The organism is Methylobacterium sp. 1A, from assembly GCF_058072805.1.
In genome coordinates this window covers 443,994-464,689 of record NZ_JBYQVE010000003.1, presented here as the reverse complement: position 1 = coordinate 464,689, position 20,696 = coordinate 443,994, and the positions used below count along the sequence as shown (strand labels likewise).

26 protein-coding genes are annotated in these 20,696 nt (G+C 69.6%); 15 read left to right on the top strand and 11 right to left on the bottom strand.

The window, feature by feature from the left end; genetic code table 11:
- Positions 1-8: 8 nt before the first annotated feature.
- The 5 genes from ACX9MN_RS33795 to ACX9MN_RS33775 all read right to left on the bottom strand — a co-directional run bounded on the left by ACX9MN_RS33795 (position 9) and on the right by ACX9MN_RS33775 (position 3,504).
- On the bottom strand, positions 9-182 hold the full coding sequence (locus ACX9MN_RS33795) for a hypothetical protein (RefSeq protein WP_489726586.1): 174 nt from the start codon (positions 180-182) through the stop codon (positions 9-11).
- Between the two features lie 51 nt (positions 183-233).
- Entirely contained in the window at positions 234-929 is a 696-nt protein-coding gene (locus tag ACX9MN_RS33790) for a VIT1/CCC1 transporter family protein (RefSeq protein ID WP_489726585.1), read from the bottom strand.
- A gap of 5 nt (positions 930-934) precedes the next feature.
- The gene (locus ACX9MN_RS33785) at positions 935-1,480 is read right to left on the bottom strand and encodes a cytochrome b (RefSeq protein WP_489726584.1); all 546 of its coding nucleotides are present in this window, start codon (positions 1,478-1,480) and stop codon (positions 935-937) included.
- Between the two features lie 366 nt (positions 1,481-1,846).
- Positions 1,847-2,707 (bottom strand): Dps family protein, encoded by an 861-nt coding sequence (locus tag ACX9MN_RS33780; RefSeq protein ID WP_489726583.1) that lies wholly within the window; start codon positions 2,705-2,707, stop codon positions 1,847-1,849.
- A gap of 593 nt (positions 2,708-3,300) precedes the next feature.
- Positions 3,301-3,504, bottom strand: coding sequence for a DUF1289 domain-containing protein (locus ACX9MN_RS33775; protein WP_489726582.1), 204 nt, complete (start codon positions 3,502-3,504; stop codon positions 3,301-3,303).
- A gap of 177 nt (positions 3,505-3,681) precedes the next feature.
- Here ACX9MN_RS33775 and ACX9MN_RS33770 point away from each other — a divergent pair, with 177 nt between their 5' ends.
- The 8 genes from ACX9MN_RS33770 (at position 3,682) to ACX9MN_RS33735 (ending at position 12,026) form a co-directional block, all read left to right on the top strand.
- Complete coding sequence (locus ACX9MN_RS33770; RefSeq protein ID WP_489726581.1) at positions 3,682-3,882, top strand: heavy-metal-associated domain-containing protein; 201 nt, start codon at positions 3,682-3,684, stop codon at positions 3,880-3,882.
- 88 nt (positions 3,883-3,970) lie between these two features.
- Positions 3,971-4,408: a hypothetical protein gene (locus ACX9MN_RS33765; protein WP_489726580.1), complete on the top strand. Its 438-nt coding sequence runs from the start codon at positions 3,971-3,973 to the stop codon at positions 4,406-4,408.
- An 81-nt stretch (positions 4,409-4,489) separates the two neighbouring features.
- Positions 4,490-4,900, top strand: coding sequence for a FixH family protein (locus ACX9MN_RS33760; RefSeq protein WP_489726579.1), 411 nt, complete (start codon positions 4,490-4,492; stop codon positions 4,898-4,900).
- Positions 4,897-6,444, top strand: coding sequence for an efflux RND transporter periplasmic adaptor subunit (locus ACX9MN_RS33755; RefSeq protein ID WP_489726578.1), 1,548 nt, complete (start codon positions 4,897-4,899; stop codon positions 6,442-6,444). Before ACX9MN_RS33760 ends, ACX9MN_RS33755 begins: the two co-directional genes overlap by 4 nt.
- Positions 6,441-9,614, top strand: a complete 3,174-nt coding sequence (locus ACX9MN_RS33750) for an efflux RND transporter permease subunit (RefSeq protein ID WP_489726577.1) — start codon at positions 6,441-6,443, stop codon at positions 9,612-9,614. Before ACX9MN_RS33755 ends, ACX9MN_RS33750 begins: the two co-directional genes overlap by 4 nt.
- 35 nt (positions 9,615-9,649) lie before the next feature.
- Complete coding sequence (locus ACX9MN_RS33745; protein WP_489726576.1) at positions 9,650-10,396, top strand: MauE/DoxX family redox-associated membrane protein; 747 nt, start codon at positions 9,650-9,652, stop codon at positions 10,394-10,396.
- Positions 10,393-11,142: a DUF4396 domain-containing protein gene (locus tag ACX9MN_RS33740; RefSeq protein WP_489726575.1), complete on the top strand. Its 750-nt coding sequence runs from the start codon at positions 10,393-10,395 to the stop codon at positions 11,140-11,142. The genes ACX9MN_RS33745 and ACX9MN_RS33740 overlap by 4 nt, the downstream gene beginning before the upstream one ends.
- A gap of 641 nt (positions 11,143-11,783) precedes the next feature.
- A complete protein-coding gene (locus tag ACX9MN_RS33735) occupies positions 11,784-12,026 on the top strand; it encodes a hypothetical protein (RefSeq protein WP_489726574.1) in 243 nt (80 codons plus the stop codon).
- 318 nt (positions 12,027-12,344) lie between these two features.
- Here ACX9MN_RS33735 and ACX9MN_RS33730 read toward each other — a convergent pair whose 3' ends face one another.
- Positions 12,345-14,327 (bottom strand): AI-2E family transporter, encoded by a 1,983-nt coding sequence (locus tag ACX9MN_RS33730; protein WP_489726573.1) that lies wholly within the window; start codon positions 14,325-14,327, stop codon positions 12,345-12,347.
- 297 nt (positions 14,328-14,624) lie between these two features.
- Positions 14,625-15,044 (bottom strand): hypothetical protein, encoded by a 420-nt coding sequence (locus ACX9MN_RS33725; protein WP_489726572.1) that lies wholly within the window; start codon positions 15,042-15,044, stop codon positions 14,625-14,627.
- Positions 15,045-15,103: 59 nt separating this feature from the next.
- On the opposite strand from ACX9MN_RS33725, the gene ACX9MN_RS33720 reads away from it, so the two are divergent.
- Positions 15,104-15,364, top strand: coding sequence for a hypothetical protein (locus tag ACX9MN_RS33720; protein WP_489726571.1), 261 nt, complete (start codon positions 15,104-15,106; stop codon positions 15,362-15,364).
- Between the two features lie 135 nt (positions 15,365-15,499).
- Here ACX9MN_RS33720 and ACX9MN_RS33715 read toward each other — a convergent pair whose 3' ends face one another.
- On the bottom strand, positions 15,500-15,622 hold the full coding sequence (locus ACX9MN_RS33715) for a hypothetical protein (protein WP_489726570.1): 123 nt from the start codon (positions 15,620-15,622) through the stop codon (positions 15,500-15,502).
- On the opposite strand from ACX9MN_RS33715, the gene ACX9MN_RS33710 reads away from it, so the two are divergent.
- Positions 15,621-15,971 (top strand): hypothetical protein, encoded by a 351-nt coding sequence (locus ACX9MN_RS33710; RefSeq protein ID WP_489726569.1) that lies wholly within the window; start codon positions 15,621-15,623, stop codon positions 15,969-15,971. The two genes, ACX9MN_RS33715 and ACX9MN_RS33710, sit on opposite strands and share 2 nt — an antisense overlap.
- A 469-nt stretch (positions 15,972-16,440) precedes the next feature.
- Here the strand turns inward: ACX9MN_RS33710 and ACX9MN_RS33705 are convergent, their stop codons facing one another.
- Positions 16,441-16,701: a hypothetical protein gene (locus ACX9MN_RS33705; protein WP_489726568.1), complete on the bottom strand. Its 261-nt coding sequence runs from the start codon at positions 16,699-16,701 to the stop codon at positions 16,441-16,443.
- A gap of 203 nt (positions 16,702-16,904) precedes the next feature.
- Here ACX9MN_RS33705 and ACX9MN_RS33700 point away from each other — a divergent pair, with 203 nt between their 5' ends.
- Complete coding sequence (locus ACX9MN_RS33700; RefSeq protein WP_489726567.1) at positions 16,905-17,066, top strand: hypothetical protein; 162 nt, start codon at positions 16,905-16,907, stop codon at positions 17,064-17,066.
- 253 nt (positions 17,067-17,319) lie between these two features.
- Here ACX9MN_RS33700 and ACX9MN_RS33695 read toward each other — a convergent pair whose 3' ends face one another.
- Both ACX9MN_RS33695 and ACX9MN_RS33690 read right to left on the bottom strand, forming a co-directional pair.
- On the bottom strand, positions 17,320-17,625 hold the full coding sequence (locus ACX9MN_RS33695) for a hypothetical protein (protein WP_489726566.1): 306 nt from the start codon (positions 17,623-17,625) through the stop codon (positions 17,320-17,322).
- Positions 17,626-17,827: 202 nt separating this feature from the next.
- On the bottom strand, positions 17,828-19,309 hold the full coding sequence (locus tag ACX9MN_RS33690) for a carbohydrate porin (RefSeq protein ID WP_489726565.1): 1,482 nt from the start codon (positions 19,307-19,309) through the stop codon (positions 17,828-17,830).
- Positions 19,310-19,479: 170 nt separating this feature from the next.
- Here ACX9MN_RS33690 and ACX9MN_RS33685 point away from each other — a divergent pair, with 170 nt between their 5' ends.
- The 4 genes from ACX9MN_RS33685 (at position 19,480) to ACX9MN_RS33670 (ending at position 20,691) form a co-directional block, all read left to right on the top strand.
- Positions 19,480-19,800, top strand: a complete 321-nt coding sequence (locus tag ACX9MN_RS33685; RefSeq protein WP_026605361.1) for a PsiF family protein — start codon at positions 19,480-19,482, stop codon at positions 19,798-19,800.
- Positions 19,801-20,041: 241 nt separating this feature from the next.
- Positions 20,042-20,266: a hypothetical protein gene (locus ACX9MN_RS33680; RefSeq protein WP_091927596.1), complete on the top strand. Its 225-nt coding sequence runs from the start codon at positions 20,042-20,044 to the stop codon at positions 20,264-20,266.
- A gap of 13 nt (positions 20,267-20,279) precedes the next feature.
- Positions 20,280-20,489 carry a hypothetical protein gene (locus ACX9MN_RS33675; RefSeq protein ID WP_020095938.1) on the top strand — a complete coding sequence of 70 codons (210 nt, stop codon included), beginning with the start codon at positions 20,280-20,282 and terminating at the stop codon, positions 20,487-20,489.
- On the top strand, positions 20,473-20,691 hold the full coding sequence (locus ACX9MN_RS33670; protein ID WP_020095937.1) for a hypothetical protein: 219 nt from the start codon (positions 20,473-20,475) through the stop codon (positions 20,689-20,691). Before ACX9MN_RS33675 ends, ACX9MN_RS33670 begins: the two co-directional genes overlap by 17 nt.
- The last annotated feature ends 5 nt before the right edge of the window (positions 20,692-20,696 follow it).

The window sequence follows — 20,696 nt, the reverse complement described above, 5'->3', positions numbered from 1 at the left end:
CTCGGTCGCTACGGCTTGTTGGCCGGCGCCGGACTTGTCGTCGTCGCCGGAGGCGCGGTGTTCTCGGCCTTCATTTCGTCCTTGCAGGCGCCGAGAGCGAGCAAGCCGACGAGCGGCAGCAGGTAGCGAATACGCATGGGCGTTCCTCCGGTTTGGCCTTTGTCGGCGGCGAGCAACGTCATCCGACCACTTTTCGAGCCGGCAGCCCCTCCAGGCCACGACCGAAGCCGTGATCAGACGGCCTTGCCGACCAGGCTCCCGATGCCCGCCGTGACGGCCATGGCCAGCACGCCCCAGAATGTCACCCGCGCCGTGGCCCGGGCGATTGGGGCGCCGCCCGCCTTGGCACCGAGCGCCCCTAGCACCGCCAGGAACACCAACGAGGCCCAGGACACGATGTAGACCGCGAGGTCGCCGGGGGAGAGCGCCGCCGTCGCCAGCGGCAGCGCCGCGCCGGCCGAGAAGGTCGCCGCCGAGGTCAGCGCCGCCTGGACTGGGCGCGCCGTCGTGACCTCGGAGATGCCGAGCTCGTCCCGGGCGTGGGCGCCGAGCGCGTCCTTCGCCATCAGTTGGTCTGCGACCTGAAGGGCGAGTGCATGGTCGAGGCCGCGGTCGACGTAGATCCGCGCCAGTTCCTCTCGCTCGGCGGCCGGGTCGTCGGCCAGTTCGCGCCGCTCCCGGGCGAGGTCGGCCTGCTCGGTGTCGGCCTGGGAGCTCACCGAGACATACTCGCCGGCCGCCATCGACATCGCGCCTGCCACGAGACCGGCGCTGCCGGCGACGAGGATCTCGCCGATGTTGGCGGCTGAGGCCGCCACCCCGACAATCAGGCTGGCGGTGGAGACGAGGCCGTCGTTGGCGCCGAGCACGGCGGCGCGCAGCCAGCCGATCCGGTCGATGAGGTGATGCTCGCGATGGACGGGTCGCATGGTCGTCAGGATCTCCGGGGCAGCATGCGGCGCAGGACGGCGTCGTGCCAGAGGTAGTGGTGCACGAGGGCGGCGACCGCGTGGAACAGGGCTAAAGCCATCAGGATGTTGGCGGCGAGCCCGTGCCAGTGCGTGAGCGACCGCCGCCACTCCGGGTCGCCGAGTTGTGGCAGTCTGACCGGACCGAGGGAGGCGCCGCGGACGAAGGCGTTGGCGATGCCGAGGCCGACGATGACCATCAGCAGGACGTAGAGCGCGGCGTGGGTCGCCTTGGCGAGGCGGTGGAGCGGACCGGCATCCTCCACCGGCAGGTCGCGGCCTCCGGCCCGCCGCCAGATGAGGAACGCGACGACCAGGCCGGTGAGGACGAAGCCGAGGTTGAAGTGGGCCGACCAGATGTCGGAGCGGAGGGTCCCTTTGGGGACGAGGTCTTCCAGTAAGTTCCCGACCAGCCAAAGGCCAAGCACGAGCACGGCGGTCAGCCAGTGCAGCGCGATGGTGCCGCCGTCGTACCGCTCCGTCGCGCTCATCGTGTCTCGGGGTGCCGTCATGATCGAGGTCCTGCCTACGCCGGTGATGCCGCCGGGGGATGACGGTCGCCGCCGACCGGACGTGCCGGGGCGATGGCCCGCCTGCCCTTGGCGCTGAGGAACCAGAGCCCCTCGGGGTCCCGGCTCGACAGCCTCGGCCGGATCAGCCCTCGTTCCCGCAGGGACCGTACGGTGCGCATCTCCCACGGCTTGAGGGAGAGGAGCGGACCCTCCCGATGGAGCCGGAGCAGCAGCACCCGCTGGCCGGGCGTGAGGGAAGGCTGGGGCGCCGTTCGATCCCGCGGGTGCATCGCTTTTTGGAGCTAATATAAACTAGGTGGAGGTCAAGGAGAGACCCCGCGCCCTCCGGCACGGGGTCGGCTCGCATCAAGGCTTGGCGGGAGCCTGAGCCGGGGCCTGCTGGCCCTGCAGGTCGACCGGCTTGTTGTCGTTGAGGTCCCAGCCGGTGTTGGGGTCGGTGTGCGTCCGCTGAAGCTGGGCGCGCATCTGCCACTGGTACTTGGCGATGCCGTGCTCGACCTCCTGCAGCAGGTTCGAGGTCGTCGGGTCGACGTCCTCGGTCGTCTTGATGGCGGCGTGCACCTCCTCGCCGACACGCTTGTAGGCGTTGGTGAACCACACCAGGATCTGCGCGTCGTCGAGAAAGCCGCCGGGGATCTCCGGCACGCCAGAGGTCTTCACGATGGTGTTGGCCCGCCCGTCCGCCGAGACGCCGACGGCGAGAAGCCGCTCGGCGATGGTGTCGGCATACTTCGACAGTCCCTCGTAGTGCTCCTGCAGCAGGAGGTGCAGCGGGTAGTACAGGGTGCCGGACGCGTTCCAGTGCGCCTGCTTGGTCTGCAGCTGGAGCTGCTGCAACTCGGTCAGGGTCTGCTGAAGTGCGGCGACGTCCTTCCTCATGCCGTCCTCGCCGGCGCCCAGGTCGATGACCGGCTGGCGGCTGACCTCGTTCGTCGGGAATGCCCCGAGGGGCTGGCGGCTCGTCACCTGGGTTTGCGAGGACTGGCGTACGCCGTCGGTCTTCGTGCCGGATGGCTGGGAAGCCGCGGGCGGCGTGGCGGTTGGCTCCTGCGCGACCTGCATGCGAGCGAAGATTTGGGTCGCGGACGGGGCGGCCGCCGTCGCGGGGATTGTGGCGGCCGGGGCGGCCTCGCGGGCCAGGGCCGGGGAGAGCGCCGTCGCGGCCAGCAGGAACGTGGTCATGAGGGCGTGGATCGGACGGGTCATCGTAAGCCTTGGGAACACTGCTTGGGGGTGGCCCAGCACGCCTCCGGGCGATGGGCTCCATCAGGGACAAACGGGGCACCCAGCCCGTTCCTGAATGAACCCGAATTTACGAACCCGGGATTCCCGCCCCGCTTGCGGCCGGGGGGGCGGTCTCGGGCACCTCCTGCGGCAGCATCGGATCGGTTTTCGATGGCCGTTCGTTGCTCGGCCGCATCGTCAGGCGCGCTGCCGGGCGGCTTCTTGGGATGGGGGGCGAACCGGTGATGTCCACGCGGCGCTACGAGCTGCGGCTGGCCACCCGTGACGGATGCCGGGTCCTGGCGACGCGGGCGGAGCGCGAGGTCGCGCTGACGGCCGAGTCGGTGATGAGGCGTTACGGCGACGACATCCTTGACGTAGGCTTCTCGGTCGCCGCCCCCGACCCGGCGGCGAGCCCGCGGAACGCCCCCTACCCTTTGACGCTCGTCCGCGGACTCGACCCGGCCTTAGGCCGACCCTCTGCCTTAGAAGGCTGACGCCCCGCTATGGCGAGGTCGTTTGGAGCAGCCGCTCCAGAACCCATAGGTCCGAAGCGCCGCTCCTTGCCCGGGCTTTCAGGTCTTGCCGGAAGTGACCTCGGCCTGCACGACGTCGATTTGGCCGACCCGGCGCGGGAGTTCGCGAGCGAGGGCGGTCTTCCTGTAGGGGGACATCTTCCGCCATGCTCGGATCTCCGGGACCGTGCGGCCGCAGCCCAGGCACCAGCCGGTCCGACCATCCCATTGGCAAACCTCGATGCAGGGGTCGTCCTTCTTCATGTCTTGGCTCCGTACGCGACGCGGCATGCCAGCCGCTGGATACATATCCGGTACGGCCGACGGGATCATGCCGCCGCATTGGCCGCGGCTTAACCGAACGGACCGGGATATCGTGTCCTTGACCTTCCCACGGTTGGAAGCCCCATCTGTTCGGGACGTCATCCGAAGGAGAGCGTCATGATCCGTTTGAAGGTCGAAAAGATGGGTTGCGGCGGCTGCGCCAAGTCCGTGACCCGCACCGTGCAGTCCATCGAGCCGAACGCAGGCGTCGACGTCGACCTCGGGGCGAAGCTGGTTACCGTGTCGGGCGCCACGGGGCCGGCCGACCGGATCGCCCGGGCCGTTGTCGAGGCCGGCTATCCGGCCGAGCCCGCCTGAGCCCGGGCGCAACCAACCGGCGCATTCGCCGTTCCCGTGACCGACGGCCGTACTTTCGCGCCGGCCCGGAATTTGGCATCCTGCATTCGTGACGTTCTGGCTCGCCCTCCGACGACTGTTGCCGCTCCTGGCGGTCCTCAGCCTCGCCCTGACGCCGGTGGCCGCCCCCGCGGCCACCGCGGGCATGCACGCGTCGATGGCCCACGTCGGCCCTTACGCGACGGCCATGGCCGGCCACGGCCACATGGACCATGCCGCCATGGGTTACCGCGAAGCCGGGTCGGCCGACATGGCGGGCATGGACATGGCCGACATGCCGTGCTGCCCGAAGGCCCCGGCCGCCAAGCCCGACTGCGCCAAGGGCTGCCCGCTGATGGCCCTGTGCTTGGCGAGCGGGGCGTCGCTGCTCCCCGCCGCGCTCCCGGTCCCGGTGCCCGTCGCCACCCGCGCGAGCGTGTCCTGGCCGGCGCCCGCGACCTTCGCCAGCGTGCACGGGACGCCATTACCCGAGCCACCCCGAGCCTGAACCCGATGCCGCCGGCGCCTGCGCCGGCACGGTGACGCGCGCCCGCGCGCCGCCTTCCATCGCGTTCAGGAGACATCACCCGTGACCAAGAACCCCTTCGCGCGCGCCGTGCCGGCCGCGCTGTTTGGCGCCGTCCTGTCGGCATCGGCGCTGACCGTGCCCGCCCGGGCGGACATAAAGGACTACCAGTTCCAGCTCGTGCAGCAGGAGGCGAAGGTCGGCGAGGCCGTCGTCGCCGTGCGCCTCGTGGACAGGCGCACGGGCAAGGCGGTGCCGGACGCCGTGATCTTCGCCAAGCGCCTCGACATGGCCCCCGACAGCATGGAGGAGATGGTCACCAAGCTGGAGCAGCTGCCCTCGACCGATCCGGGCATCTACCGCTTCAAGGCCAAGCTCTCAATGGCCGGCGGCTGGCGTCTTTCCCTCGGGGCCAAGGTCCAGGGCGAGAACGGCACGGTCGAGGATCGGCTCGTCTTCCAGGCCGTCAAGTGAGCCGGTCGGCATGGCTCGCCGGAACCCTCGCCGCGCTCGCGGCGGGGGGCGTCGGCTACGTCGCCGGGTACGGGACCCCCGCCGTGCCGGCCCTCGTGGAACGGGTCCGTTCCGAACTCGTCCCCGCGCTGGTCGAGCGCACACCCGCGCAGTTTGCCCACTGGCTCCGCGCCGGCACGGGTCGGACGGCCTCGCCCGCCCCGGCGAAGGCGACCGGTCCGGTGGTCTACTACCAGGACCCCGACGGGAAGCCGGTCTACTCGGCGTCCCTGATGGTCACCGAGGACGGGCGCGAGTTCCGTGCGGTGCGGGCGAGCGAGGACGTCCGCTTCGACGACCCCGACGAGGGCGAGGCCATGTCGGCCGACATGGCCGGCCATGACATGTCCAAGCACGGCATGGCGCAGGGCGAGGCCGCCAAGCCCACCGGCGGCGACCGGCGCGTCCTCTACTACCGCAACCCCATGGGCCTTCCCGACACCTCGCCAGTGCCGAAGAAGGACTCGATGGGGATGGACTACATCCCCGTGTACTCCGGTGAGGACGAGGGCGGGAACGTCGTGACCGTCTCGCCCGGCAAGGTCCAGCGCACCGGCGTGCGCACCGAGACCGTCGACCGGCGGGTCGTGACGCAACCGGTGCGCGTTCCCGGCACGGTCGCCCTCGACGAGCGGCGGGTGACCGTCATCGCGACCCGGTCCGACGCCTACGTCGACCACGTCGAGAACGTCACCACCGGCGACCGCGTCCGGAAGGGCCAGGCGCTGGTCCACGTCTACTCGCCCGAGATCAACGCGGCAGCGGCCCAGCTCATCGCCAACCCGGGCTTTGACGGGGCGCGCCGCCGGCTCCAGAACCTGAACGTCTCCGAGGCCGTCATCGACGAGATGGAGCGCACCCGGAAGGTGCCGATGGCCATCACGTGGTCCTCGCCCCGGGACGGCCTCGTCCTGCAGAGGACAGCCATCGAGGGCATGAAGGCGGCCGCCGGCGACACCCTTTTCCGGATCGGCGACATCTCGACGATGTGGGTCCTGGCCGACGTGCCCGAGCGCGACCTCGCCTCGGTGCACGTGGGGCAGCCCGTCACCGTGCGCCTCCGCTCGTCCCCGGGCCGGGCGTTCGCCGGCAAGGTCTCGGTGATCTACCCGCAGGTGAACCCCAACACCCGGGCGACGCGGGTGCGGATCGAGCTGCCGAACCCGGACGGCGCGCTGCTGCCCGACATGTACGCCGACGTCGAGATCGCGACCGGCGACGCCAAGCCGGTGGTGGCCGTGCCGGACGACGCCGTCATCGATACCGGCGAGCGCCAGGTCGTCCTGCTCGACCGCGGCGAGGGTCGTTTCGAGCCGCGGGCGGTCAAGGTCGGCGTCCGCGGCGAGGGCTACACCGAGATCCGCGACGGCGTCGCGGTCGGCGACCGGGTGGTGACGGCGGCGAACTTCCTGATCGACGCCGAGAGCAACCTGAAGGCGGCGCTGCAGTCCCTGGCGGCCCCGAAGGACGACCGGCAGGCCTTGAGCGCGGGAGGCACGCCGTGATCGCGCGCCTCATCGGCTGGTCGGCCCGGAACCTCGTCCTCGTTCTCATAGGGACGGTGTTCGCCGTCGCGGCCGGCGTGCTGGCGCTCAGGACGCTGCCGCTCGACGCCATCCCCGATCTCTCGGACGTGCAGGCCATCGTCTACACCGAGTACCCAGGGCAGGCGCCCCAGGTCGTGGAGGACCAGGTCACCTATCCGCTGACCACCGCCATGCTGAACGTGCCGAAGGCGAAGGTCGTCCGCGGGTTCTCGTTCTTCGGCGTGTCCTTCGTCTACGTCATCTTCGAGGACGGCACCGACCCCTACTGGGGCCGCTCGCGGGTGCTGGAGTACCTCAACGCGGCGGCGAGCCGCCTGCCCACCGGCGTGACGCCGACCCTCGGTCCCGACGCCACCGGCGTGGGCTGGGTCTACCAGTACGTCGTGGTGGCGAGGGAGCGGACCCTGGCCGAACTGCGCTCGATCCAGGATTGGGTGATCCGCTTCGGGGCCTCGCGGGCCGAGGGGGTGGCCGAGGTCGCCGGCGTCGGCGGCTTCGTGAAGCAGTACAACGTGGTCGTCGACCCGAACCGGCTGCGGGCCCAGGGCATCTCGCTCAACAAGCTCCGGGACGCGATCCGCGCGAGCAACGCCGACGTCGGCGGGCGCACCGTCGAGCTCTCGGAGTTCGAGTTCATGGTGCGGGGGCGGGGCTACCTGAAGGGCGTCTCCGACATCGAGAACATCGTGTTGAAGACCTCCGGCGGCACGCCCCTGCGGGTGCGGGACGTCGCCCGCGTGGAGCTCGGGCCGGACGAGCGGCGCGGCATCACGGAGATGAACGGCGAGGGCGAGGTGGCGGGCGGCATCGTCCTGCAGCGCTTCGGCGCCAACGCCCTCAGCGTCATCGACGGCGTCAAGGCGAAGCTCGCGGAGGTGGCCAAGAGCCTGCCGGCGGGCACGGAGATCCTGCCGGTCTACGACCGCTCGCAACTGATCGACGCGGCCATCGACACCCTGCGGCACACGCTGGTCGAGGAAAGCACGGTCGTCTCCCTCGTCTGCGTGGTGTTCCTCCTGCACGTGCGCAGCGCGCTGGTGGCCATCCTGATGCTGCCGGTCGGCATCCTGATGGCGCTCGCCGGCATGAAGGCGCTCGGAATCGGCGCCAACATCATGAGCCTGGGCGGCATCGCCATCGCGGTCGGCGCCATGATCGACGCCGCCATCGTGATGATCGAGAACGCCCACAAGCACCTGGAGCGGGCGCCGCCCGGCAAGCCGCGCGTCGAGATCCTGGTCGAGGCAGCGAGCGAGGTCGGCCCCTCGCTGTTCTTCTCGCTCCTAGTGATCACGGTGAGCTTCCTGCCGATCTTCACCCTGGAGAGCCAGGAGGGTCGGCTGTTCGGACCGCTGGCCTACACCAAGACCTTCGCCATGGCGGCGGCGGCCTTGCTGTCGGTGACGCTGGTGCCCGCCCTCATGGTGCTGTTCGTGCGCGGGCGCATCATTCCCGAGCACCGCAACCCGCTCAACCGCCTGCTCATCTGGCTGTACCGGCCGCTCATCGCCGGCGTGCTGCGGGCTAGGGTGCTGACCATCCTGCTCGCCGTGGGCGTGCTGGCGGCGACCGCTTGGCCGGCCCGGCAACTCGGCTCCGAATTCATGCCCGACCTCGACGAGGGCAGCCTGCTCTACATGCCGACGACGCTGCCCGGCATCTCGGTGACCAAGGCCGGCGAGCTCCTGGCGACTCAGGACCGGATCATCAAGAGCTTCCCGGAGATCGCCTCGGTCTACGGCAAAGCCGGCCGCGCCAATACCGCGACCGACCCGGCGCCGATGGAGATGTTCGAGACCGTCATCACGCTGAAGCCGAAGGCGGAGTGGCGCCCCGGCATGACGCTCGCCAGCCTCAAGGCCGATATGGATAAGGCGCTGCAGTTCCCGGGCGTGTCGAACGCCTGGACGCAGCCGATCCGTGCCCGCATCGACATGCTCTCGACCGGCATCCGTACGCCGGTCGGCATCAAGGTCCTCGGGACCGACCTGAAGCAGATGGAGGGCGTCGCCCGGCAGGTCGAGGCCGTGCTGCGCAAAGTGCCGGGCACGTCGAGCGCCTACGCCGAGCGTGTCATCGGGGGTTACTTCCTCGACATCACGCCGGATCGCGAGGCGCTGGGGCGCTACGGCCTCATGGTCGGGGACGTGCAGGACGTCATCGCCACGGCTCTCGGAGGCCAGGCGGTGACGAACACGGTCGAGGGGCGCGAACGCTACACCGTGAACGTCCGCTACCCGCGCGCCTTCCGCTCGGACCCGCGCGCCATCGCCGACGAGGTTCAGGTGCCCCTGCCGGCCGGGGGCACGGTTCCGCTGCGCGAGGTGGCCAAGGTCGAGCTCACGCGGGGACCGACCTCAATCCGCACGGAGAACGGACAGCTCGCGGTCTACATCTTCGTCGACATCGCCGGGCGCGACCTCGGCGGCTATGTGGCCGAGGCGCGAAATGCCGTGGCCGACGAGGTCAAGCTGCCTCAGGGCACGACCCTACAGTGGAGCGGGCAGTACGAGTACCTCGAACGGGCCGAGGCGCGCCTCAGGATCGTGGTGCCCCTGACGCTGCTCGTCGTCTTCCTACTCCTCTACCTGAACTTCCGGCGCCTGACCGAGACGCTGATCGTGATGCTGTCGCTGCCCTTCGCCCTGGTCGGCGGGGTGTGGCTGCTGTGGTGGATGAGCTTCAACATGTCGGTCGCGGTGGCGGTGGGCTTCATCGCGCTGGCCGGTGTCGCCGCCGAGACCGGCGTCATCATGCTGGTCTACCTCGACCACGCCTGGGACGAGGTCCGCGCCGGGTGCGCGCGGGAAGGCCGGCCCCCGACGCGGGCGGACCTGCGCCGAGCCATCATGGTCGGCGCGGTCGAGCGGGTGCGGCCCAAGATGATGACGGTGGTCGCCATCATGGCGGGTCTCGTCCCGATCCTCTGGAGCACCGGCTCGGGCTCCGAGGTCATGCAGCGCATCGCCGTGCCGATGATCGGCGGCATGGTCTCCTCAACCGCGCTAACCCTCGTCGTGATCCCCGCCGTCTACGCACTCGTGAAGGGTTGGACGCTGCCGCCGGGCAACCAAGCCCAGGTGGAGGCCGTCGAGGAGCCGACCCACCATCGGGCGGCCGCCGAGTAGCGCCGCCACCCCCGACACTAACGAAGGAGCAACCCATGGCGTCGCCAGCCCGCAAGGCCGTCCTGTACCGGATGGTCACCCCCGAGCACACCTGCCCTTACGGCCTGAAGGCCAAGGACCTCCTCGAACGCCAGGGCTTCGCGGTCGAGGACCACCTCCTGACCGACCGTGCCGAAACCGACCGCTTCAAGGCCGAGCACCAAGTCAAGTCAACGCCGCAGACCTTCATCAACGGCGAGCGCGTCGGTGGCTTCGACGACCTCCAGCGCCGCTTTGGCAAGGCCGCCAACGACCCGAACGCCACGACCTACACACCCGTCATCGCGGTGTTCTCGATGACGGCGCTGATGGCGCTGGCGGCGAGCCACGCCGTCTACGGCACGCCGTTCACGATGCGCGCGGCCGAGTGGTTCATCGCCTTCAGCATGTGCGTGCTGGCGCTCCTGAAGCTCCAGGACGTGGAGAGCTTCTCGTCGATGTTCCTGGGCTACGACCTGCTCGGCCGGCGCTGGGTGCGTTACGCCTACGCTTACCCGTTCCTGGAGGGCATCGCCGGCGTCCTGATGGTGGCCGGCGCCCTGAACTGGATCTCGATCCCCGTCGCCCTGTTCATCGGCACGGTCGGCGCGGTCTCGGTGTTCAAGGCCGTCTACGTCGACAAGAGGGACATCGAGTGCGCCTGCGTCGGCGGGTCGAGCAAGGTGCCGCTCGGCTTCGTCTCGCTGACCGAGAACATTATGATGGTCGCCATGGCCCTCTGGATGCTGGCGGTGCACCATTGAATGCCGCCTTCGCCGCCCCGGGCTGGCTCAATGCCCTCTCAATCGCGTCCCTCATGCTCGGGGCCGCCCGCTCTTTCCTGCTGTCGGTGCAGGTGATCCGTCACCCGCAACACAGGGCGGTGATGAATTTCGTCTGGCCGGTCTGCGCCCTGTTCGGCACGCTTGCCGTGGTCTGGGCGTACTACCGCTACGGGCGGCTCGCCACGGTGGAGGCATACCACCACGCCATAGAGCCGAACGAGAAGCCGCCGAACATGACGCGGACGCCGTTTCCGGTGACGGTCGGAACGGGGGCGCTCCACTGCCGCAGCGGCTGCATGCTCGGCGACGTCGCCGCCGAGTGGCTGGCCTTCCTCGTGCCGGCGGTGGCGGTCTGGTTCGGCTGGCACTCGCTGTTCGAGAAGAAGATGTACGCGGTCCGGGCGCTGGACTTCGTCTTCGCTTACGTCCTGGGCGTCGTGTTCCAGTATTACGCCATCGTGCCGATGCGGGGGCTCTCGCCCGGCAAGGGGCTGATCGCGGCCATCAAGGCCGACACTCTGTCGCTGATCTCGTGGCAGGTCGGCATGTACGGCCTCATGGCCCTCGTGCAATTCCGGCTCTACTCGGTCCTCGCGGGGTGGGCGGCCCCAGTCGACACGATCGAGTTCTGGTTCGCCATGCAGCTCGCGATGGTGACGGGATTCCTAACCAGCTACCCTGTCAACTGGAGGCTCGTGAGCGCCGGCATCAAGGAGCGGATGTAACGCCGCGGTCCCGGCCGGCCATGTAGCGAGGGTTGTCCCGGGACGAGGACGTCCAGGCAATCGACCGGGTACTTTGCATAGTCGATGCTTGTCACGTCCTCGTCGTTGCCGAGCGTGAGGGGTGCCTCCCTGACCGACCTAGGAAGGGCTTCGCGCTGCACCCGTCCGGCCAGCACGAGGATCGGTCCCATGCCCCGGCTGTCCGCGAAGGCGAGCCGCCCCCGCCCACGAGTGCCTACACCGCGTGGGGAACGTCATTTCGACGACAACGATGCGTGTCGGCCGGCCGGACTTCGATCCGCCGAATGCGCCTAGGCCTTCGGTTGACAAGCTTGAACCTTGAGGTGGCCGAGCGACCCGGGCCAGACGTCTGCATCCTGGGGCCGGTGCGCCGCCAACGCGAAGCGCGTCCGCATTCCCTCGGGCCCGCTCCCGCAACGGGGCCGGCTTGCGCCCATCAATGTTCGATCCGGCATGCAACGATGCTCGCCGCCAGGCGGATAAAGACTCCGGACCTATGTTTGCCTCCGCAAATAAATGCGCGCGTGCATGCGTATCAGTTTGGAACGCTTTCCCAGGCTTGACCGTATTGATCGGGCGACCCAACGATTTGTCGGGGCCCAAATCCGGAGAGGCATGCCGTGAAGCGCGACGCCTTCCTGATCACCCTGCGCGCGCCCGGACTGGTGCGGCGTCTCATTGCACCCACGGAACGGGAAGCCGCGTTGGCTGCGGAGACCGTCGTCCGGTGGCACTGCGACCGTCCGGGCGGCATCGGCTTCGTCATCGATGCCGCGGACACCCGGGCCAGCCGACGCATCGCGGCCTACCTCTCGAACGTCATGGCGGAGACGGACCTGTCCGCCTTCCCCGCCCAGGCATGAGGGGCGCATCCCGGATGTGCGCGGTCAGAAGCAGCCGAAGCGGCGTCGAGAGGATCATCCCTCCCCTCGCCAGGTGGGTGGGTCGACCGCGCCCGAGCGTAGCGGCCAACGACAACCGGGCACCCGCAGCCGCCTTTGACCCCGTGGCGTTGCTTATCGTGGTGGGTTGGCGAATGACCATGGGCGTTTGCGGGCTCGGCATGCTCGCGGCCTGCGCGTGCTTGTTCGTCGTGGGTTCGCCTCACCCATAAACCTTGCCGCCTCCATCGGGCCTGAGGGCGGCCCCCCGGCTCCGGGCGACCGTTTCGGGAATGGCCCTTATCGGATCACGGCCAAGGCCGGTCTTCCGGACGCGACGGCCGGATCGTGGCCCGTACCGGTGGCCTCCTTCAGGCATGCCTCGACGGCGTCGCGGAGCGAGGACACGTAGACGTCGGCCCCGACCTCCCGACCGAGGGCGGCGTCGGTGAGCACCCGCTCGCCCACCGGCCAGAGGCCGACGAGCATCGGGACGCCAGGCGCCTTCCGCCTCATCCGCTCTAGGAGGTAGCGCAGGTGCGCCGGGTTCCCGGTGATGTCGAGGTAGGAGATGCAGATCATCGCGACGCCGGCCATGTCGAGGTCGCGGATGCCCTCGCGCGAAACCGTCCGGTAGGGCGTCACGCGCGCGCCGAGCCCGTGCTTGCCCAGCAACTGGGCCAGCATCGCCGAGGACGCCTCGTCGAGCGGGCCGCGGCCCGCCACGCACAGGACGGGCGCCTCGCCGCGCCACGCCTCCGGCAAGGCGTCGCGGGATGGCGCCTGGCCGGGCACAGCCTCGGTCCTGGTATGGGTCCGCTCGGCCAGGGTCGGCGTCTCGCTCGGGTTGACCTTCCTGTCGTCGCCCGGGGGTTCGGCGTCGGGATGGTCTTCGAAGTCCTCCACCAGCGAGCGGGCCGAGGCGCGGATGTTGTCGAGTTGCGCCGGGGTGACGACGCCGCGCGCAAAATCGTTGGCGGCGAGTTGCAGGCCCTTGAGCGCCACCTCGTCGTAGTAGGACGACAGGGAGCGGTCCTTCAGCATGGCTTCGGCCACCTCCCGCACCTCGTCCGGGTCGCCGGCCAGCATGCGCTGGTAGAAGTTCTCCACCGGGGTCAGCGGCGGCCGGTCGCCCAGCAGGACGTCGAAGAACTCCAGGCTGTCGACATGGCGGCCGAGCACGACGAGGCAGACGGTGAAGGGGGTGGCCAGGATCAGGCCGATGGGCCCCCACAGGAAGCCCCAGAACAGCGTCGATACGATCACCGCGAAGGGCGAAAGCCCGGTGGAATGGCCGTAGAGCAGCGGCTCGATCACCTGCCCGAAGAGCGGTTCGGCGACCAGGAACAGCGCCGCCGTCGCGATCACCATCGACCAGCCCGGATCGACCGCGGCCGCCAGGGCCACGGGCAGAATGCCGGAGGCGATGGCGCCGATGTAGGGGATGAAGCGCATGATGGCCGAGAACACGCCCCAAAGGAGCGGGTTGGGCACGCCGATGAACCAGAGGCCGACCCCGACGATCACCCCGAACGCCGCGTTCATGCCGAGCTGTGCCAGGAAGTAGGTGCCGAGCCGACCGGCAGCGTCGTCCATGGCCACGGTGGTGCGGTGCAGGTCGCTCGATCCGAACAGGCGGATCATGCGGTTGCGCAGGTCCTCCCGCTGCAGGAGCAGGAACACGACCACGACGAGGACGATGCCCACGTCGGTCAGCGGCGAGACCACGGGGCCGAGCACCTTCTCGGCCAGCGCCAGGGGGGAAGGTTCGGGCTGCTCGACCCGCACGAGCTGAGCCTTCGGCGTCTCGCCCGCTGGTCCGGTCGCGGCGGTGGTGCCGGCGGCGTCGGCCTTCTGCGTGACGTCCTGGACTTGGTGGTTGAACTTCTGGAGGAGCTTGTTCGCCTCGCCAAGCCAACCTTGCTGCAGCCCCGCCACCTTCTTCTGCACGGTGGCTTGGTACTGGGGCAGGTTGCCGGCGAGCCCGGCGACCTGGGTTCCGATGACGGCGCCGATCCCCCCGAGGACGCCGAGCGCCAGCAGAACCGCGACGATGACGGAGGGCACCCGCCCGAGCCTGGCCTTCCGCAGAAGGTTGACGACCGGCCCGAGGACGAAGCTGAGGAGCACGGCCAGCACGAGGGGGATGAACACCTCGCGACCGAAGTAGAGCGCCGCGACGAGGACGACGCCGACCGCGAGGGTCAGGAGGCCGCGCAGACCCGGGACGAGCGGCGGAGGGACCTGGGCTGGCTGGCGCAGCGGGGTGTCGTCGGCGGGCATGCGGCGTGAGCTCCTCGTCGCTGCGCCGGCCTCGTGCGGCACACTACTGGGACAACTTCGTTCCGCGGGCTTCGGCCCAATGCGGCACGGGCCCGGCGAACGAATTCGCCACGCTTGTCCAGAGCGGGTCGCGGATCGTCCGGACGGGGTCGATCTGCCTCGGGAAGACGGAACGGCAGCACGGACCATGCGCCCGTCATCGAGGCGCCGGCCGTTTGAAGTGTCGTGGGATCAGCCGGCGTCACGCTCCTGCCGCCAGCCTGCGCCCTGGCGGATCGTTCCGCCGGGGCGGCGCCGTCACTGGCCGGTCGTCGTGGTCGACTTCACCGGCTTCGAGCCGGGCTCGTGCGCCATGGCCTTGGTGCGGGATTCCATCTCGCCGTCACGGACCTTCGTCTTCGTGTGGGACTTCGAGAAGGTCCCGCCGTCGTGGGCCATCGCCTTCGACTGCCCGTTCAGGCCGCCGTTCCCCGTCTCGTTGACGTGCGAGCGGTCCATGGTCTTACCGCCCGCCGCGCTACCGCCGGTGGCGAGGGACGAGCCCGTGGAACCGTTTGCGCCTGTCGAGGTGCCCCCGGTGCCGACGGTCGAGGCCGACGTGCCACCGGCCGCGGCCGACCCGGCCGTGCCTCCGGTGGCGCTGGATTGGGCCGACGCGACCGCAGGGGCGGCGAGGAGCGCGAGGGCCGCGAGCGGAACGATGTACCTGGTCGTCATGTGATCCTCACTTCCCCTTCGGTACGGTGACGACGCAATCGCCGTCTCCGGTGGTCGTCATGGTGGTGCCGCCCGAGCTCGAACTGGAGGCCGAGCTGCTGCTCGATCCGTTTCCGGACCTCGTCGTCACCGAGGGGCCGCCGGTGGTCGAGGAACTGACGCCGTTCGGGCCCGCCGTGACGGAGCTCGTCATCGTTCCGGTGTTCTTCGCATCGTCGGAATGCACGACCTTGCACGGCTTGCCGTTCGGGCCCGTGGTGACGGTCGTGCTCCCGGAGACGCCGTTCGGGCCTGTCGTGACCGTGCTGGTCTGGGCGTAGCCCGCGACGGAGCCTGCGAGGAGGAGGGCGCCGCCGAGGAGCGGCGAGGTCAGGCGAGGCATGTTCCGGTCTCCCGTAAAACAAGGAGGGCGCGATCCTTCCGGACCGCGCCCGATGCTTTCACCCGCCGGGGGCTCAGCGCTTGTTGTGCCCCGGGGCGTTCTCGGAGTTGCCGGGGCCGCTCTTGTCGTGGCCCGGGGCGCTGCCCGACTTGCCCGCGCCGTCCGACATCCCGGACGAGGAACCGCCCGTGCCCATGGACGAGGAACTCGTGCCCTTGCCGGCCGAGGAGCCGCCGGTGCCCATCGTGGAGGACGAGCCCGAGCCGCTGCCGGAGCCGGCCGAGGAGCCGCCGGTGCCGACTGTCGACGAGCTGGTGCCGCCGCCAGCGGAAGAGCCGCCGGTGCCGAGCGTCGATGACGAGCCCGAACTGGTGCCGGAACCCGACGAGGAGCCGCCGGTGCCCACGGTCGAGGAGCTGGTGCCGCCGCCCGCCGAGGAGCCGCCGGTGCCGACGGTCGAGGAGGACTGGGCGAGCGCCATGGCCGCGCCCCCGATGACGAAGGTGGTCGTGAGGGCGACGACGCGCACTTGCTTCAGCATGTAGAAACTCCGATTTCCTGATCGTACGGCGCTGAAACGGGCAAATTGAGCAAACCGTTCCAGCAAAATCGGCAACAAGTGAGCATGCTGCTTGAATGAACATCAGTTAATATTTGAATTCAAGTGTCGTTAAGCATGCCGTCATCGTCAGGCGGGAACGCTTCGGCGTTCGCTCACCTTTGCCGCGATAGGCGTCATCTTTCGCGCGGGGGCCGTTCCGGTCATGTTCCGACATGACCGTCGCCCAGGAACGGCGATGCCCGGAGGACCGTTCCTCCGGCGGATCGGGTGCAACCGGTTGTGGTGTTCACGTGGCAGGCAGGCGGGATGGCGTCGGTGCCGAAGCCGACGAAGTGCCGCTGCGGTCCGACGGCGAGGGGTGTAGGTGCGGCGGACCGTCAAGCCGAGCGGGGCCGGCGACGGCCCGAAAGCGCTTCGGTCATCGCCGGCCCCGACCCTGCGCCGAATGCCGCTTAGTAGCGGTTGTAACCGTAGCCGCCATAGCCGCCGTAGCGGCGCCCCTCGTAGACGCGCACGTCCCTGCGGCCGTAGCCGCCGAACTCGCGATGCCTGCGATAGCCGTGGGCGGGGGCCCAGGGCGGGGGGCCGCCGTGGCGGAAGCCGCGCTCGCCCCGGGCCCATGGCGGATCGGCCAGCGCGGGCGAGGAAACCGCGAAGACGCCGCCTGCCAGCGTCATTACCCCGAGCGCGGCCAGTAACGGTTTGCGAAACATCAATTGCCTCCCACCGGCCGGGCTGGAGCCGGCCACGGACGAGAGACGGGGAACGTGGCTGAACCGTTCCAGCCGGCTCGTCCGGTACGGCTACCTCGACTTGGCCACCAATGAGGCTTGGCCCAAGGTGACGGACGCGGCGAAGGTGGTGGGCTACTTCGACCTTCAAGGCACTGACGGCGGTTGTCATCGCCGGTGCGATGATGGCGCTGTCCGTGCGTTTCGCCATGGACGGCGCTTGGAAGCAGGGGGACGGCGGCCTCGCCGACGAGGCTGGGCAGGTGCAGGAGGCCACCAAGGCCCTGGACGGGCTCGGGACCTGGTCGGGGCGACCCCCCCGGGAGATGTCGTGGCCGCCGGCTTGATCGATGTCTGCTTCGGAGACGCACAAGAGGGCCATCTAGTGACTGGGATGGGCGCCAAGCCGAATGTCCGGTCCTGCGGACTCTGGCGATCCGGCGTGACGGAGTCTGGCCGAGAGCGGACTGGCCGCTGTGGAGCGCGACCGCTGCAAAGGCGGACGGCCTCCCACCGACCCGACCCTGCCGTCAGAGCGTATCGGCACGTGTCCCGGAAGCGGATCTCCAGCGTGCAGAGACCGGACGATGCGCGCCCTGCTCAGTGCGCCGGCGATCGGTCCGATGCGTCCGACGAGCGCTTCTTCCTCTTGCGCTTGCTCGCTTTCAAGACCACGTCCGCGTTGTCCTCGGCGATGCGCTCAGCCAGCGCGAAGTCGTGAAGCTCCGCGGTCGCGCCCTCGGTAGCGGTCGGCGCTTCTGTCACGGCGTGGAACGCGGCGCGGACGATCTCCTTCTTGCTCGCCTCCGGATGCCGCTCACGGATGGCGGAACGGATCGCCTTCGGCTTCATGCCCGGCGCGGCGATCCTCCTCAGCGTGTCCGCGATCTCCCGGATCGATGCCATACCGCTACCTTCACCTGACCCCTTCTGCCGGCTCACAAACCCGTCAGCCGACGGGGCGTTCCGATGCCGCGGCCACACAGGCGGCTTCCCGCGCGCGACGTCCCGCACCCGCGGACGTGAGCTCGCGCCGAACCGCCGCGCTCCTCCCGAGACCGCAACGCGCTCGGCGCGCGCGGGGGCACGCAAGCGGGCCGCGTTCACCTCAGTAGCGGGTGATGGCACGCAGGCCGAACACAGCGGCGCCGCGCACCCGCTTGCCGTCAGGATCGCGCGGATTGGCGATCCCGCCACCCGGATGGGCGATGTACTGCACGGTCGGCTGCAGGGCGATGCCGGGCGCGAGCACGGCCTGATAGGTCGCCTCGAGCAAGATCTCGGCGCTCCGGCGCGGTGCGGGTGTCGTGCTCTGGAGCGCGGCGATCGCATCGAGCCGGCGTGCCGCCGGGGAGATGCGGGTGATGCCGACGGCGAGGCCCAGCGTGTCGTCCGACCGTCCGGGGATCAGGCCGCGATAGGCGATGCCGCCGTCGATGTAGAGGTCCACGAGATTGCGGTCCCCCGGCGAGACGGACGCACGCAGGAAGACGCTGGCGCCGTCGTTGGGATCGTCCGGCTCCTGGTAGATCGTCTGGTCGATGAGCCCGTAGAGGCCCGAATTGCCCGAAATCCTCCGATCGAGGCCACTCACCGGATCCGGCGTGAGGGCATCGACGCGGCCGAAGCGGTGCCAGCCGCCCAGCGTGACGGTGCCCGGCCGGCCTTCGGAACTCGGACGGGTGTTGTAGGCGTAGGCGACCTCGGCGATGACGAGCGGGGGGTCGGAGACGGGGAAGCGGATACCGTTCGGATTGCGGCGCTGCGGGTCTACGCCCGAGCGGGGACGGCCGCCGCCGGGTGTGCCGTCGATCACGCTCGCCTGGAACGAGAGATCGGGCGTCGGGACGTACTTCAGGCGGACGGTCGGCGCCGAGAGCGGATAGGCCGGCCCTCCGTCCACCATGTTCGCTGCGAAGATCTCCGGCCAGCCGAAGGTACCGTTGGTGAACAGGATGCTGGTCTGGCTCACCATGTACTCGGTGTCGGCGGAGAGCTGGCCGATACGGACGGACAGCCTGTCGTCGAACAGGCTCTGCTCCAGCCACAGCTCCGAGAGCCGCGAAGCCGGCAGGGCCTCGATCTCGCTGATCGTCATGAGGTTGCCGACGCGGCTGCGGGAGGCTCCGCTGCCCTGGATCTGGTAGACGGTGGCGTGGGCCGTCGCCCCCTTCCACCCGGCGAGCGTGTCGAGATCGACATCGACGTCGAGATCGAGCAGCGTCAGGCCCGTGGAGCCCCGCCGCAGGCCGCCGCGCAGGTTGCGGTAGGTCTCGGCCACACTGATCAGGCCGAAGGTGATCCCGCGGCTCTCCAGGAAGGCGCGGTACCCGCCGGGATCGCCGGCGGCCCCGAGGAGGGGCTGGAACGAGGTCGTGACCTCCGCCGCGCGACCGGCCGAGAACACGGGCTGAGCGACCGAGGTCTGCGGATCGCCGCCTGCGCCGGAGGGTGAACCGATGGCGAGGCCCTCCGCGGCGACCCGCGCGGCCGTCGCCAGCGGATCCATGGCCGGTTCGGCCAAGGCACGGCCGACCGGTGCGACGAGAACGAGCGTGATGCCAGCGAGGGCGCAGATGACAGAGCGCACCAGGACCTCTGGAGACATCGGGCTCGGCGAACGAAGGCATAGCCTCGTGACCATTCGACGACGGCGGTGGCGAGACATCGCCGCGAATTGATGGGACAGACGCGGCACTGACGCTGGCTCGTACAACCGCAGGTCGCTAGGGTTCTCCGCATCACCGGAGGTCCTCCACCGTGCGTACGCTCGCTCTCGCCTCGGCCCTCGTCTTCGCCTGCACGGTGTCCGTCCGAGCGCAGGCCCCCGCACCCTCGGCGGCTCAGACCGCGCAGCGGGATCGGATGAAATCCTGCAACGTGGATGCTGGGACGCAACGGCTGTCGGGCGCCGCCCGCAAGAGCTTCATGGCAGATTGCCTCGCGGGAAAGAGCGCCGCGCCGGCCAAGGAGCTGACGCCGCAGCAGATGAAGATGAAGAGCTGCAATGCGGATGCCTCGGCCAAGAGCCTCAAGGGCGCCGAGCGCAAGGCGTTCATGAGCACGTGCCTCAGAGGTTAGTCGCCTGCGCCCATACCGCGTCCCTGTTCGGCTTCTGACCAATGTCAGGGCTGCGTGAAACGGATGCCGTTCGAGATACCGACCGATCTCGGGCGTCCTGAACGTCACTCGGGCTTCCACGAAGCGGTCGACGTCCCCCTCACTCTCCCCCCGCTCCGTCGCGGAACGGTTTTGCCAGCCTCGCCGTAACTGACCCATCGAGCCGCGACGGCGCGGGTCAGATGGCCGAGGCGGTCCCAGCATGAAGCGCGCTCCCTTCCGCATCCTGATCCGCATCGAGGGCGATCGGCGCGTCCTGCGCGCGACCTCGGAGCGCGAGGCGGCGATCAAGGCCGAATCCGTTCTCCGGCGCTATGACGTCCTGCCCGGCGGCGCCGGCCTCATCATCGAAGCGTCGGACACCCGGGCGAGCGCGCGCATCGCGGCCTATCTGGCCGACGTCGCGCTCGAGATGGAAATCGCGTGATCGGCCTCCGAGGATGACGGTCTCGGACAGCGCGGTCCCCTACGTGCTGGGCGCTGCGGCGGTGCGCTCGGTCGAGGTCATCGACGGCGGCGGCACACTGGCGATCCGATTGCGGTCGCCCGACGACAGTGAGTTCTGCGTCCTGCTGCCGATCGGTGTCGTGGGCGACCTCCTCTTTCAACTCGCGGATGTGATGAGCGTCAGCCTTGACCCACGCCCATGACCGAGAGGATGCCCACCTGGGCGAAGGGGATGACCCGGTGCTCGACGCGGTCGCCGTGCTTCGGTGCCGCGGGTACACGGTCGAGCCGGATGACGACTGCGCGCGCTGGCGGATCGACGGTGCTGACTGGATCACGCTCAGCGACCTGTTCGCGCGGGCTCTGCGGCTCGGCTTGAGAGACGGGCCGGGACGCGCGCAGTAATCCCC

Excerpts from the sequence above, each read along its gene's own strand:
- ACX9MN_RS33795 (WP_489726586.1), bottom strand. The coding sequence starts at position 182 with ATGACGTTGCTCGCCGCCGACAAAGGCCAAACCGGAGGAACGCCCATG.
- ACX9MN_RS33790 (WP_489726585.1), bottom strand. The coding sequence starts at position 929 with ATGCGACCCGTCCATCGCGAGCATCACCTCATCGACCGGATCGGCTGG.
- ACX9MN_RS33785 (WP_489726584.1), bottom strand. The coding sequence starts at position 1,480 with ATGACGGCACCCCGAGACACGATGAGCGCGACGGAGCGGTACGACGGC.
- ACX9MN_RS33780 (WP_489726583.1), bottom strand. The coding sequence starts at position 2,707 with ATGACCCGTCCGATCCACGCCCTCATGACCACGTTCCTGCTGGCCGCG.
- ACX9MN_RS33775 (WP_489726582.1), bottom strand. The coding sequence starts at position 3,504 with ATGAAGAAGGACGACCCCTGCATCGAGGTTTGCCAATGGGATGGTCGG.
- ACX9MN_RS33770 (WP_489726581.1), top strand. The coding sequence starts at position 3,682 with ATGATCCGTTTGAAGGTCGAAAAGATGGGTTGCGGCGGCTGCGCCAAG.
- ACX9MN_RS33745 (WP_489726576.1), top strand. The coding sequence starts at position 9,650 with ATGGCGTCGCCAGCCCGCAAGGCCGTCCTGTACCGGATGGTCACCCCC.
- ACX9MN_RS33730 (WP_489726573.1), bottom strand. The coding sequence starts at position 14,327 with ATGCCCGCCGACGACACCCCGCTGCGCCAGCCAGCCCAGGTCCCTCCG.
- ACX9MN_RS33725 (WP_489726572.1), bottom strand. The coding sequence starts at position 15,044 with ATGACGACCAGGTACATCGTTCCGCTCGCGGCCCTCGCGCTCCTCGCC.
- ACX9MN_RS33720 (WP_489726571.1), top strand. The coding sequence starts at position 15,104 with ATGGTGGTGCCGCCCGAGCTCGAACTGGAGGCCGAGCTGCTGCTCGAT.
- ACX9MN_RS33710 (WP_489726569.1), top strand. The coding sequence starts at position 15,621 with ATGGACGAGGAACTCGTGCCCTTGCCGGCCGAGGAGCCGCCGGTGCCC.
- ACX9MN_RS33715 (WP_489726570.1), bottom strand. The coding sequence starts at position 15,622 with ATGGGCACGGGCGGTTCCTCGTCCGGGATGTCGGACGGCGCGGGCAAG.
- ACX9MN_RS33705 (WP_489726568.1), bottom strand. The coding sequence starts at position 16,701 with ATGTTTCGCAAACCGTTACTGGCCGCGCTCGGGGTAATGACGCTGGCA.
- ACX9MN_RS33700 (WP_489726567.1), top strand. The coding sequence starts at position 16,905 with ATGGCGCTGTCCGTGCGTTTCGCCATGGACGGCGCTTGGAAGCAGGGG.
- ACX9MN_RS33695 (WP_489726566.1), bottom strand. The coding sequence starts at position 17,625 with ATGGCATCGATCCGGGAGATCGCGGACACGCTGAGGAGGATCGCCGCG.
- ACX9MN_RS33680 (WP_091927596.1), top strand. The coding sequence starts at position 20,042 with ATGAAGCGCGCTCCCTTCCGCATCCTGATCCGCATCGAGGGCGATCGG.
- ACX9MN_RS33675 (WP_020095938.1), top strand. The coding sequence starts at position 20,280 with ATGACGGTCTCGGACAGCGCGGTCCCCTACGTGCTGGGCGCTGCGGCG.